This is a genomic window from Micromonospora sp. NPDC005087, from assembly GCF_042872965.1.
Classification (GTDB): domain Bacteria; phylum Actinomycetota; class Actinomycetes; order Mycobacteriales; family Micromonosporaceae; genus Micromonospora.
The window spans coordinates 416,866-428,718 of the sequence record NZ_JBIALB010000002.1 but is presented as its reverse complement, the minus strand read 5'-3'; the positions used below and the strand labels follow the sequence as shown (position 1 = coordinate 428,718).

11 protein-coding genes and 1 pseudogene are annotated in these 11,853 nt (G+C 70.4%); 6 read left to right on the top strand and 6 right to left on the bottom strand.

What is annotated here, in order from left to right; translation table 11 throughout:
- Positions 1 to 4: 4 nt before the first annotated feature.
- Together ACFYPS_RS07060 and ACFYPS_RS07055 are read right to left on the bottom strand one after the other, a co-directional pair.
- Positions 5 to 988: a 2-dehydropantoate 2-reductase N-terminal domain-containing protein gene (locus ACFYPS_RS07060; RefSeq protein ID WP_354962664.1), complete on the bottom strand. Its 984-nt coding sequence runs from the start codon at positions 986 to 988 to the stop codon at positions 5 to 7.
- A 32-nt stretch (positions 989 to 1,020) separates the two neighbouring features.
- Entirely contained in the window at positions 1,021 to 1,764 is a 744-nt protein-coding gene (locus ACFYPS_RS07055; RefSeq protein WP_354962663.1) for a M50 family metallopeptidase, read from the bottom strand.
- A 227-nt stretch (positions 1,765 to 1,991) separates the two neighbouring features.
- On the opposite strand from ACFYPS_RS07055, the gene ACFYPS_RS07050 reads away from it, so the two are divergent.
- On the top strand, positions 1,992 to 2,747 hold the full coding sequence (locus tag ACFYPS_RS07050; RefSeq protein ID WP_387323260.1) for a GH25 family lysozyme: 756 nt from the start codon (positions 1,992 to 1,994) through the stop codon (positions 2,745 to 2,747).
- A 108-nt stretch (positions 2,748 to 2,855) separates the two neighbouring features.
- Here ACFYPS_RS07050 and ACFYPS_RS07045 read toward each other — a convergent pair whose 3' ends face one another.
- Entirely contained in the window at positions 2,856 to 3,089 is a 234-nt protein-coding gene (locus ACFYPS_RS07045; RefSeq protein WP_354962661.1) for a hypothetical protein, read from the bottom strand.
- 56 nt (positions 3,090 to 3,145) lie between these two features.
- The gene (locus ACFYPS_RS07040) at positions 3,146 to 5,149 is read right to left on the bottom strand and encodes a protein kinase (RefSeq protein ID WP_354962660.1); all 2,004 of its coding nucleotides are present in this window, start codon (positions 5,147 to 5,149) and stop codon (positions 3,146 to 3,148) included.
- Between the two features lie 90 nt (positions 5,150 to 5,239).
- Here ACFYPS_RS07040 and ACFYPS_RS07035 point away from each other — a divergent pair, with 90 nt between their 5' ends.
- From ACFYPS_RS07035 to ACFYPS_RS07015, 5 genes and pseudogenes are all read left to right on the top strand, one after another.
- Positions 5,240 to 5,452 (top strand): acyl-CoA carboxylase subunit epsilon, encoded by a 213-nt coding sequence (locus ACFYPS_RS07035; RefSeq protein ID WP_354962659.1) that lies wholly within the window; start codon positions 5,240 to 5,242, stop codon positions 5,450 to 5,452.
- 88 nt (positions 5,453 to 5,540) lie between these two features.
- Positions 5,541 to 5,999 carry a hypothetical protein gene (locus ACFYPS_RS07030; protein WP_354962658.1) on the top strand — a complete coding sequence of 153 codons (459 nt, stop codon included), beginning with the start codon at positions 5,541 to 5,543 and terminating at the stop codon, positions 5,997 to 5,999.
- Positions 6,000 to 7,386: 1,387 nt separating this feature from the next.
- Positions 7,387 to 8,523: pseudogene (locus ACFYPS_RS07025) on the top strand (S8 family serine peptidase).
- A 173-nt stretch (positions 8,524 to 8,696) separates the two neighbouring features.
- On the top strand, positions 8,697 to 9,365 hold the full coding sequence (locus tag ACFYPS_RS07020; protein WP_387323258.1) for a Maf family protein: 669 nt from the start codon (positions 8,697 to 8,699) through the stop codon (positions 9,363 to 9,365).
- Entirely contained in the window at positions 9,362 to 10,015 is a 654-nt protein-coding gene (locus ACFYPS_RS07015) for an O-methyltransferase (protein ID WP_354962656.1), read from the top strand. The genes ACFYPS_RS07020 and ACFYPS_RS07015 overlap by 4 nt, the downstream gene beginning before the upstream one ends.
- Positions 10,016 to 10,088: 73 nt before the next feature.
- Here the strand turns inward: ACFYPS_RS07015 and ACFYPS_RS07010 are convergent, their stop codons facing one another.
- Both ACFYPS_RS07010 and ACFYPS_RS07005 read right to left on the bottom strand, forming a co-directional pair.
- Positions 10,089 to 10,844, bottom strand: a complete 756-nt coding sequence (locus tag ACFYPS_RS07010; RefSeq protein WP_354962655.1) for an ABC transporter permease — start codon at positions 10,842 to 10,844, stop codon at positions 10,089 to 10,091.
- Positions 10,845 to 10,861: 17 nt separating this feature from the next.
- Positions 10,862 to 11,821, bottom strand: a complete 960-nt coding sequence (locus tag ACFYPS_RS07005; protein WP_354962654.1) for an ATP-binding cassette domain-containing protein — start codon at positions 11,819 to 11,821, stop codon at positions 10,862 to 10,864.
- Positions 11,822 to 11,853: the final 32 nt, after the last annotated feature.

The following is an 11,853-nucleotide window of genomic DNA, read 5'->3' as shown; positions in this document are numbered from 1 at the left end:
CCGGTCAGGCGATCATCTTCTCCAGGTCGGCGAGCGAAAACGCGCCGGGTCCGATCCGCTCCCGCACCGCCCGGCGCACCGCGCGTTGCACGGCCACGTTGGCCGGCGTCGGTACGCCGTGCAGCCGGCCGAGCAGCGCGATCTCACCGTTGAGGTGGTCGACCTCGGTTGAGCCCGTACCCCGGGCCAGGCTCTGCCAGGTGGAACCGCCGGAGCGGCCCGCGCCGTCGACCGGGCGCTGCTGAACCCGATCGCCGCGTTCGGCTCGCTCCTCGTCCTGCGAGGTGTGCGCGATGTGTGCGGCGGCGAGCGCGGCGACGCCCTCGGCGCGTACCCGCTCGGCCAGCGCGTCCGGGATGTCCCGGCCGAGCAGCGCCTGGAGGCCGTTGCCGAGGTTGGCGAGCAGCTTGCCGTACTTCCAGCGCAGCACGTCCTGCCGGACCGGGGCGACGAACCCGGCGGCGGTCAGGTCAGCGGCGATCGCCTGATCGGTGTCGTCGACGCCGGCCGGGTAGCGCCCGATGTGCAGCATTCCCGGGTGCGGGTAGCCGTTGGACACCACCGCGCCCGGGTCCAGATGGGTGGCCGGCAGCCAGACGCAGACCGGGTGCACGTCGGCGAAGAGCCGCAGGGCGGCCCTCTCGTTAGCCACCCCGTTCTGCGCGGTGACCAGCGGCAGCCGCTCACCCGCCGTGCCACCCCCGTCCACCGGCGCGTCCACCCAGGCGGCCAGCGCGCCCGCGGTGTCCTGCGACTTCACGGTGAGAATCAGCACCGTGTCGGCCGGCAGCGGGAGGTCACCGGGGCCGTCCGCGGCGGCGAGCCGGGCGGTCAGGTCGCCGTCAGGCTGGCGCAGGGTCAGGCCCCGCTCGCGGATCGCGTCCAGGTGCGCGCCCCGCGCCACCAGGGTCACGTCCCGACCGGCCTCGGCCAGCCGTACCCCGATGGTCCCGCCGACCGCGCCCGCCCCGATGATCACGTATCGCATGCGCCTCATTCTGCCCGCCCGAACCCTCGTGGTCAGAGAGTCAGGCCGGCGTCGGTGAGGATCGGGCCGGCGAGCAGCAGCGCGCCGGCGACGAGCGCGACCAGGTTGACCAGGGCGAAGAAGAGCACCCAGAAGAACGCCGGGAACGGGGTGAGGCCGGCGAGCTGGTCGGCGTCGGACGCGGGCATCCGGCCGCGCGAGCGCAGCCGTTGCAGCTCCACCACCGGCCGCACCCCACCGAGCAGCAGGAACCACACCCCGGTGTACGCGAACGCGGCCTGCACCTGCGGGGTGGCGTACCACGAGACGGCGAGCACCAGGGCGCCGGTGACCAGCAGCGACACCACGCCGAAAGCGTTGCGGATCATCACGAGCATGGCGAGCAGCAGCACCACCGCGACCCAGAGCAGCAGGGTGATCCGGTTGCCGCCGAGCAGCCAGGCGCCGGCCAACCCGACCAGCGGCGGGGCGACGTAACCGGCGAGCAGGGTGAGGATCATGCCCGGCCCCGAGGGCCGACCGGCGGAGAGCGTCAGCCCGGAGGTATCCGAGTGCAACCGGATGCCGCGCAGCTTGCGGCCGGTGAGCAGGGCGATCAGCGCGTGCCCGCCCTCGTGGGCGATGGTGATGGCGTTACGGGCGATCCGCCACGGCAGTCGGGTGCTGACCACCACCAGCGCGACGGCCGCGGTGATCAGCACCAACAGCGCGGGCGGGTCCGGCTGCGCGCCGAACAGCGTGTCCCACAGGTCGCTCAGCCCGTCGATCGACATCATGGGGCGCGAGCCTACCGGCGTCGTTCCGGTGTCGGTCCCGGGCCACCGGCTCGTATCGGGTGAGACTGATCGGGTGGGATTCCCTGAGGCTGTTCCGGCTCGACGGCGAGCACTACGTCGAGGTGCCACCGACACCCGTCGATGAAGCTTTTTTCTACAACTCTTGCGATCTAGGGCACTTACCTCCAAAGATGGGCGTCAATAGACCGACGTCCTTGGAGGCAGCCATGGCCTGTACCAGATCACCGCTGCGCCGCGTGCTCGCGGCCGGCCTCACCCTGCTCGCCACCGCGGCGGCGACCCTGGTCGCGACCGCCGGCCCGGCGGCCGCCGCCACCACGCCCGGCGTCGACGTGTCCCGCTACCAGGGCACCATCAACTGGACCAGCGTGCGCAACGCCGGCATCCAGTTCGCCTTCATCAAGGCCACCGAGGGCACCAGCTACAAGGACCCGAACTTCAACGCGAACTACGTCAACTCGTACAACGCCGGGGTGATCCGCGGGGCGTACCACTTCGCCCGGCCGAACATCTCCGCCGGCTCGACCCAGGCCAACTACCTGGCCTCCAACGGCGGCGCCTGGTCGGCCGACAGCCGGACCCTCCCCGCCGCCCTGGACCTGGAAGCCAACCCGTACGCCGGCGGCTACTGCTACGGCCTGAGCACCACCGGGATGCGCAACTGGGTCCAGGACTTCCTGAACACCTACCGCTCCCGCACCGGCCGTTACGCGGTCATCTACACCACGACCAGCTTCTGGAACCAGTGCACCGGCAGCTGGACCGGTCCGTGGGCGAACCACCCGCTCTGGCTGGCCCGCTGGGCGAGCACGCCGGGCGCCCTGCCGGCCGGCGCGCCGGTGTGGAGCTTCTGGCAGTACACCAGCACCGGCGCCGTCTCCGGGATCAGCGGCAACGTGGACCGCAACTACTGGAACGGCGACCGGTCGCGGCTGATCGCGCTGGCCAACAACACGCCCTGACCGGACCGGTCCGCCTGATCCGCCTGGGGAGGCGGTTGGCGGCAGCGGGATCGGCTGTCACCGCACGGTCGACAATCGGTCCGGCTGCCGCCACACCACCGGTACTGGTCAGGCCCGCCGTCGGCTCATCGCCGGCACCACCACCGGAGCGTCCTCACTGGCCAGAGCGCTCCGCCGGGTCAGCCGCCAGGCAGCCACCCCGCAGACGGCAACGGTCACGACGCTGAGCAGCGCGATGAGCGCCCAGATTCCCGCGCTGACCAGCAGCAGGACGGCGTCGCCGAGCGCGACGAGCATCCACAGTGCCAGCCGGGGCCGAGCGTCCCTCCGTCGGTAACCCATGTCGTACCTCCTTCCGTCGTCGAAGGTCACATACCCCGGACGACGGAAGGTCATGCTCAGTCCTTGCGGTCAGGCACGAAACCCTTGGCGATCCGGTCGAAGTTCGGCAGGTTGGCCTGCCAGTCCTTCTCCGCGATCTCCCACCGCAGGGCGTAGCCGCGGTTGCTGGCGGTGACGAAGCCGCGGTTGCGGACGTGAATCCGGGTCCCGTCCCGGGTCTCCAGCCACTCCCAGTCGCCGCAGGTCTTCCAGAAGTCGCAGGCATTGATGCTGAGGTACTGGTAGTTGTTGACGAGCCTCTTCCGGTTCGGCTCCTGCGCCTGCCAGTCCTTGACGGCGTCCTTCGCCGGAGTGCTGGTCCACTGCACGAGCAGTTCACCCGGCCCGTTGTTCTGGCTGAAGACGACCGTGCTGCCGTCGACCTGCCGGCGCGACCAGCCGTCCGGCAGTGGCAGGGCGAAGCCGGCCGGGTCCCTGTGCAGCTTCCAGCCCGCCGGCAGCGCGTTCGGGTCGACCGACGGGGTGGCCGAGGCCGTCGGGCTGGGCGCGCCGCTGGTGGGCGGGGGCACCGCCGGAGCCGTGGTCTGCGGCGCCGGAGCCGAGGTAGCGGCACCCCCGGTCGGGCCGGCCTGCGGGCTCTTGTCGCCGTCGCCGTCGCCCTTGGTGAGCAGCGGCACGATCACCACGAGGCCGATCAGCAGCAGGGCCACCACGGCCCCGATCAGCAGGTTGCGTTGCGTGTTGTTCGGCTTCGTACCGCCATAGAGCGGCACGGACGCCCGCCCGGCGGGGCTCACCGGGGTCGACATGACCGACGTCGGGGTCGGCGGCCTGCGCTGTTCCGGCGCCACCGGCGGACCGTCGACCTCGGTCGGCTCGTCGTCGGCCTTCGTCGTGCCGTCGGCGGATGTGCCGACCGCGGCCGTCACCTTCGCCGTCGGGTCGGCCTCGGCGGTATCCGGGCGGTCGATCGTGGCGGTCGGCTCGGCCGGAACCGGCGCGGCGTCCGCAGCGGGAGGCACGACGGCCGTCGGGCTCGCATCGCTGGGCGTCGAGCTGGTGTCGACGACGGGAGTCACGGCCGCGGCGGCCGGCTGGGTCCGCGGGGCCGGCGGCGAAACCGGCCGGTCGGCGCCCTTGTCGGCGGGTCGCGGCGCCGGCACGAGCGGCGGGCGCGGCTCGCGCGGGCCGTTCGGCCCGGGCCGGCGTACGCCATCCAGCAGCGAGATGCTTCGCGCCCGCTTGCCCCCGGCGCGGCGCAGCAGCCGCTCCGCCACCTCGGCGTTGATCCGCTCGTTCGGGTCCTTGCGCAACAGCCCGTTGAGCACCGGCTTGAGTGGACCGGCGTTCTTCGGCGGCGGCATCGGCTCGGTGGCCAGCGCGGCCAGCGTGGCGATCGCCGACGGCCGCGCGTACGGCGACTTGCCCTCGACCGCCGCGTAGAGCGTCGCGCCCAGCGACCACAGGTCGGCCTCCGGCCCGGCGGTGCCCTCCCGGGCACGCTCCGGAGAGATGTACGCGGGCGAACCGAGCACCATGCCGGTGCGGGTGACGTTCGGGTCGCCCGGGATGGTCGCGAGACCAAAATCGGTCAGCACCACCCGGCCGTCGTCGCCGAGCAGCACGTTGCCGGGCTTCACGTCGCGGTGCATGACGCCCGCCTTGTGCGCGGCGTTGAGGGCGCCCAGCACGCCGAGGCCGATCTCGACCGCGCGGGCCGGCGGCACCGGCCCGCTCTCGGCGAGGGTGTCCTGCAACGACTTCGACGCCACGTACTCCATGACGATCCACGGATCGCCGTCGGTGCGGAGAACGTCGAAGATGCGCACCACATTGACGTGGTTGAGCCGGGCGATGGCCCGGGCCTCGCGCAGCGAGCGCTCCCGCATCTCGCGGCGTTCCTCGTCGGTGAGGCCAGGCGGCGGCACCAACTCCTTGATGGCCACGTCCCGGTGCAGCACCTCGTCGCGCGCCTTCCACACCCGACCCATGCCGCCCTGGCCGAGCGGCGACAGGAGCCGGTATCGGTCAGCGACGAGTTGGGGAAGCGCGTTCGACATCGGTGAGACGGTACCCGGACCCCCTGATCGTCACACCGCCGGCACGCCACTCCGCATTGTCGGTAACTTCGCGGCGCGTACCCTGGCGTCATGTCTGCCGAAGAGCCGTTGTTCCGGGTCGTCCGCGGCGTGCCCACCACCGAGGAACTGGCCGCCCTCGTGGGGGCGATCGTCGTCCGGTCCCGTCCGGCCGCCGCCTCCGCGCCGGTGGCCACGTCGGCCTGGGCTCGCAGCGGTCGACCGGCCGGCGCGGTGCTCACGGCCCGCCCGGGCGGATGGCGCTCCGCCGGTCTGCCCCGCTGACCCGACCCGCCGTGCGGGGGCTGCCAGCGTCGCTCCCAGCCGTTAACCTCACTCAGGGAAACGGTGCCGTGACGGGTAGGGAGGATCGATGATCCCCGAAGAGGACCGGCCAACCCCCTGGCTGCGCAACTATGGCGGCATCGAGGCCGACATCCGCCAACTCCGAGAGTTCGCCGACCGGCTCGCCGCGGAGGTCGAGAGCAACTACGCGCCACACCTGTCGTACATCGCCGACGACATGTCCGCCCAACTGCCCAACCCGTGCGACGCCTTCATCGAGCTGGTCACCTTCCTGCAGGCACACCACGAGACACAGCAGGCCACCGCCGACATGGTGTATGCCGTCCAAGGCGCCACCGGCCACCTGGCCGCCGTCGCCGACCGGGTCGCCACCCAATACTCCGACGCCGACGCCTTCTCGGCCGCCCGCGTCGTGGACGTGCAGCGGGCACTCGCCGACCCGGGGACCGTCCTGCCCGGAGGCCCGACCCCGATGCTGCCCGACCCGACCGGCGCCGACGGGGACAGGCCGGTGGTGCTGCCGTGATCGAACGGGGCAGCGGCCGCACCTCCGGCGTCACCGACTGGCAACTGATGGACGTCAACAGCATGTGGGCCTGCCTGCAGGACCACGACACCGCCAACCACTGGAAGCAGGTCGCCGGCTGGCGCAAGGTCTGCGACCTGGCCCAGATCCACCTCGGCCGGCTCCAGGAATACCGGCGCGGTCTCGCCGAGGCGTGGCCGCCCGAAACCAGCGCCGCCTCCCGCACGTACCTCGCCCAACTCGATGAGCTGATCGACAAGGTGCGGCACACCCACGACGCCGCCGCCGCCAACTACACCGCGCTCTCCGCCGCCACCCAGGCCATCGGCACCACCCGCGCCGAGCTTCGCAAGATCCATGAGGAGTACGCGACCAAGCTCCAGCGGAAACAGGCGTACGAGGCCACGGCCGCCGACGCGAAAGCGGTCATGGGCAGCCGAGTCACCGAATCACCGGTGACCGACGCCGAACTGGAACGGCTGAACGCGCAGGCGCGGGGCATGATGTTCAACCTCAGCGGGGAACTCCAACAAGCCCAAGCCACCCTCCAAAAACCACCGGTGGTGCGACCGCCAATTCAGTCTGGGGATCCTGACGCATTAGGCCCCAACCCCACAGCACCAGTTATCCCGCCGATCGTCCCGGTACCGATGCCAACTGTCGGCAGGTCCGTGGCAGCCCGACCTGCGACAGCCGACATCGCAGTGCCCATGCCGCAGTCGCAAGGCGTTGGACCAGTTCTAGGCAGTGCAGGGACAGGGCTGGTGAATAGTCCTGCCACTGTGAACACAGGAAGTCCACCTTCAACGACGTCGACGGGCCCACATCTAGGACCTGGGCTGCCACCCGGCCCGTCTATCTCATCCCGTGGCGCAGGCCCGCCAATCTCCACTAATCGACCACCCGGCAGCAGCATGAATCGACCGCAAGCGTCGCCTCCGATGTCGCAGCCACGCCTGACGCCCCCTAGCGGACTGATTGGCGGACCGCCTGGCCTGGGGCTCGGCCCACCGGCCCCGGGGACAACTCCGCCCCGGAAGGTCAATCCGATTGGAGGTGTGATCGGCGGCGGTGGGGCTGGCACAGGACCGACAGGGGGAGCTGGGTCTCGTCCGGGCGGCAGCCGCGCAGCTGGCAGCGTTCACGGCGGTCTTACTCCAATCGGCGGCGCACCTTCGATGGGGACTAATACGGGCGCAGGCCTACCTCCCGGACGTCCAAGCCGCCAGCAGCGAGACAACGATCAGACCGGCCGATGGGATCCGGATAATCCGTGGGAGACCGACCAAGGGGTGAACCCAGTTGTCCGCCCAGGAGATGAGCAAGGCCCGATTGACCCTGGCCCCGCCATTGGTTTCAATCGGTGACCATTCGCGCCATATTGCTGCTGACTTCGATGTCGGCGATCGTCGCGTTAGCCGCGTCAACAAGTTCCTCGACCCAGCCTAGCCAAGCGACTGATGCCGCAGCCCGGATTCGCGCAGAGCAATGGCAAATGGCACCTCAGCTATCTTAAGACGACCAAGGCCCAGGTTATTAGTCGCGGCAACGGGGTAGTTGTCGCTGTACCGGATACTGGGGTTGACTCACATCCCGATCTACGTACCAACTTACTTACGGGAACAGACATCATCGCTGGCCGAAGTGGTGACGTTCGACAAGACAGGGATAGCCATGGGACGTCCATGGCGGGCCTAATTGCTGCTCATGGCCGGGGTGGAGAGCTGGGCGCGCTAGGCATTGCACCCGAAGCGAAAATACTGCCTATTTACGCTTCCCCGCCGCACGGCGATGGCAATCCGGACGGCCTCGCGCAGGGGATAGAGTACGCAATAGCGAACGGCGCGGACGTGATAAGCATTGCCTCCGTCGGCGGGAGCAGTTCGAGGCTGCGCCAAGCGATCAAAGGCGCCCTGAACGCAAACATAGTTGTCGTCGCTGGTGTTGGCAATCTGCCTCGTGACCAGACCATCGGATACCCGGCCAGCGAGACTGGGGTAATCGCCGTCGGTGGTGTCGACCGCACGGGGAAACATGCGGCTATTTCGGTGACTGGACCGGAAGTCGACGTAGTAGCACCGGCGGTCGACATCTACAGCACCAGCTACGACGGAAAATACTCGAAGGGCACCGGGACCTCGAGTGCGACGGCGATCGTGGCGGGGGCGGCGGCGTTGATCAGATCGAAATACCCCTACCTTCCCGCGCAGGAGGTGGCGCACCGCCTCACGGCCACCGCGGTAGACAAGGGTCCGCCCGGGCGCGACGACGAGTACGGCTACGGCGTGATCGACCTCGTGGCGGCGCTGACGGCAGACGTACCCCCGTTGGGGTTCGAGTCGGCGAGCGCGCCGGCCGGCGGTGGCCCGACCACGACGGCCGGCGCTCAGCCGGACGACGACGGCGGCTCGTCGGTGCGCGGTCTGGCCACCCTCGGGGTGATCGTGGCCGCTGGTGCTGGGTGGGTGCTGGTGGTGCGGCGTCGGCGGCGCGGGACGATCCGCCTCCCCGGGTCAGTCGCTGACCGGAAGACGGCACAGTGATCGACTCGGGATCATTGATGTCGCGGTGTCGGGGGTGGTGGGACCGCCAGGTATCAATGAAATCGAGTCGATCAAGAGCGGGTGAACTGGTGGGCACGGGCCGGCGCGGGGCGGATGGTCGTGGCGAGGGTGGTGAGCCGGTAACGTCGGTCGGGTGTCTGCATCCCTGCCGCTCCGTCTCGTGCTCGCCTCGGCGAGCCCAGCCCGTCGCAAGTCACTCCAGGCCGCCGGCATCGAGCCGGACGTGCTGGTCAGCGGGGTGGACGAATCCCTGGTCGTGACCGATCGGGCCGAGGAGCTGTGCCTGGAGTTGGCGCGGCTCAAAGCACAGGCTGTGCTGACCCGGCTGAGCCCGGCGACCGACCAGCGGACGTTGGTGATCGGCTGCGACTCGGTGCTCGCGTTCGACGGGGAGATCCTCGGCAAGCCGGCGGATCCGGCAGACGCCACCCGGCGCTGGCAGCGCATGCGGGGGCGCAGCGGCGTCCTGCACAGCGGGCACTGTTTGATCGACGTTGTCGCCGGGCGGCGCGCTGAGGCGGTGGCCTCGACCACCGTCCACTTCGCCGACATCAGTGACGACGAGATCGCCGCCTACGTGGCCAGTGGCGAGCCGCTGGCGGTGGCCGGCGCGTTCACCATCGACGGGCTGGGCGGGCCGTTCGTGGAGCGGATCGAGGGTGACCCGGGGACGGTGATCGGGCTGTCGATGCCGCTGCTGCGCCGCCTCCTCGCCGAGCTGGACCTGCGGATCACGGATCTGTGGACGAAGGTCGCGCCCGGCGGCCAGTCGGTCGAGCCGCTCGGTAACGTCCGGTCATGACCGCCAAATCGATCCCGCTCACCGACGAGCTGCACGCCTACCTGGTGGCGCACGGAGCCCCGCCGGACGAGATCATCCGGGACCTGGCCGAGGAGACCCGGTCGGTGCTGCCGGAGCACGCCACGATGCAGGTGGCTCCGGAACAGGCTGCGTTCCTGACCTTCCTCACCCGGCTGCTCGGCACGCGGCAGGCCGTCGAGGTCGGCACGTTCACCGGGCTCTCGTCGCTGGCGATCGCCCGCGGGTTGCCCGAGGGCGGGCAGCTGACCTGCTTTGACATCTCCGAGGAGTTCACCGGCATCGCCCGGCGCTACTGGGCTCGCGCGGGCGTGCAGGACCGGATCGACCTGCGTATCGGCCCGGCCGGGGACCGGCTACGGGAGCTGCCGCACGAGCGGTACCTGGACTTCGCGTTCATTGACGCGGACAAGACCGGCTACCCGGTCTACTGGGCGGAGCTGGTGCCCCGGATGCGCCCCGGCGGGGTGATCGCCGTCGACAACGTGCTGCGCGGCGGGCGGGTGATCGCACCGCAGAACGCCGACGACCGGGCCATCGCCGCCTTCAACGACGAGGTGCTGGCCGACGTACGGGTGGACCCGGTGATGCTGCCGGTCGCGGACGGCCTGACCCTCGCCCGGGTGCGCTGAACGCAGGCAACCGTGAACGCGGATGTCGAGGTGTCCTCGCGCGAAGGACACCCCGACATCCGGAGCGCGAACGTCAGCGGACGCTGCGGGCGAACTGGCGTGCGGCCCAGACGACCCCCGCCGCGGCGAGCACCGCGGTGATGGTCAGGCCCTGCCAGACCTTGTCGCTGCCGAGGTCCCCGGCGAACAGCGCCCGGGTGCCGTCGACCGCCCAGGAGAACGGGTTCCAGTCGGCGATGGCCTGCAACCAGCCGGGCGCGAACGTGAGCGGCAGCAGGATTCCGGAGAGCAGCAGCACCGGCTGCGCCACCGTGTTCATCAGCGGGGCCAGCGCGTCCTCGCTCTTGACCTTGAGCGCGACGCCGTACGAGACGGCCGAGGTCATCAGCGCGATCAGGGCGAGCATCAGGTACGCGAGCAGCAGGTCCCCGATGAACACCCGCAGGTCGAACAGGAGCGCCAGCAGGGTGATGATGACCGCCTGCACGAGCAGCGAGACCACGTCGCGCAGCGAGCGGCCGAGCAGCAGAGCGAGCCGGCTGATCGGGGTGACCCGGGAGCGTTCGATGACCCCGGCGCGCAGCTCGGCGATCAGGCCGAAGCCCTGGAACAGGCCACCGAAGATGGCCAGCAGCACCAGCAGACCGGGTACGAAGATCTTGTAGGCGGCGGCCTGGGTGGGCGCGTTCAGCGCCGGCTTGAGCAGTGGGGCGAAGAGCAGCAGGTACATCACCGGCTGGAAGACGCCGACGAAGACCCAGACCGGGTTACGCAGCAGGAGTTGGATCTGCCGCTGGAAGATCAGCCACGTGTCACGGGCGAATTTCATGAGTCGTCTCCGGGTGGTCAGGACTCGCGCAGCGAGCGGCCGGTCTTGGTCAGGAAGACGTCGTCCAGGCTGGGCCGGTGCAGCTCGATCGAGCGCAGCTCCAGCCCGGCGTTGTCGAGTCGGCGCAGCACCTGCGGGATGGCGGTGGCGCCCTCGTCGACGTAGAGGCGCAGGCCGCCCTCGTCGGCGGTTTCCAGCTTGTTGACGTACGGCTCGCCGTCGAGCGCCTGGGCGGCCTGCGGGGTGGCGGCCAGGTCGAGGCCGACCAGCACCACGTCGCCGGAGATCTCCCGCTTGAGCTCGGCCGGGGTGCCCTCGGCCACCACCTCGCCGTTGTCCATGATCGCGATCCGGTCGCAGAGCGCGTCGGCCTCGTCGAGGTAGTGGGTGGTGATGAAGACGGTCATCCCGTCCCGGCGCAGCCGCCGGATCTCGTCCCACATGTGCGCGCGGCTCTGCGGGTCGAGGCCGGTGGTCGGCTCGTCTAGGAAGACGATCTTCGGCTCGTGGATGATGCCGAGCGCGATCTCCACCCGCCGGCGCTGGCCGCCGGAGTAGGTCTTGCACTTGCGGTCGGCGTACTCGGTGAGCTGAAAGGCGTCCAGCGCGCGGGCTGCGCGGCGCTGCGCGTCGGCCTTGCCGATGCCGTACATCCGGGCGTGCAGCACCAGCTCCTCGCGGGCGGTGGACTCGTCCCAGGTGCTACCGCCCTGCGGGACGTAGCCGATCCGGCGGCGTACCTCGGCCGGGTCCTTGCGCAGGTCCGCGCCAGCGATGGTGGCCTCGCCGCCGTCCGGCTCGATCAGCGTGGCGAGCATCCGCAGCGTGGTGGTCTTGCCGGCGCCGTTCGGGCCGAGGAAGCCGAAGATCTCGCCCTCGGCGACCTCGAGGTTGACGCCCCGCACGGCGTCCACCGTCTTCGTCTCTCGACCCGCGCGGGAGCGGAACGACTTCCGCAGCCCCCTGGTCTCGATCATTTCTGCTCCTGGTCGTCCGGGCCGGTCGAGCC

Excerpts from the sequence above, each read along its gene's own strand:
- ACFYPS_RS07040 (WP_354962660.1), bottom strand. The coding sequence starts at position 5,149 with ATGTCGAACGCGCTTCCCCAACTCGTCGCTGACCGATACCGGCTCCTG.
- ACFYPS_RS07050 (WP_387323260.1), top strand. The coding sequence starts at position 1,992 with ATGGCCTGTACCAGATCACCGCTGCGCCGCGTGCTCGCGGCCGGCCTC.
- ACFYPS_RS07030 (WP_354962658.1), top strand. The coding sequence starts at position 5,541 with ATGATCCCCGAAGAGGACCGGCCAACCCCCTGGCTGCGCAACTATGGC.
- ACFYPS_RS07035 (WP_354962659.1), top strand. The coding sequence starts at position 5,240 with ATGTCTGCCGAAGAGCCGTTGTTCCGGGTCGTCCGCGGCGTGCCCACC.
- ACFYPS_RS07055 (WP_354962663.1), bottom strand. The coding sequence starts at position 1,764 with ATGATGTCGATCGACGGGCTGAGCGACCTGTGGGACACGCTGTTCGGC.
- ACFYPS_RS07045 (WP_354962661.1), bottom strand. The coding sequence starts at position 3,089 with ATGGGTTACCGACGGAGGGACGCTCGGCCCCGGCTGGCACTGTGGATG.
- ACFYPS_RS07015 (WP_354962656.1), top strand. The coding sequence starts at position 9,362 with ATGACCGCCAAATCGATCCCGCTCACCGACGAGCTGCACGCCTACCTG.
- ACFYPS_RS07005 (WP_354962654.1), bottom strand. The coding sequence starts at position 11,821 with ATGATCGAGACCAGGGGGCTGCGGAAGTCGTTCCGCTCCCGCGCGGGT.
- ACFYPS_RS07010 (WP_354962655.1), bottom strand. The coding sequence starts at position 10,844 with ATGAAATTCGCCCGTGACACGTGGCTGATCTTCCAGCGGCAGATCCAA.
- ACFYPS_RS07060 (WP_354962664.1), bottom strand. The coding sequence starts at position 988 with ATGCGATACGTGATCATCGGGGCGGGCGCGGTCGGCGGGACCATCGGG.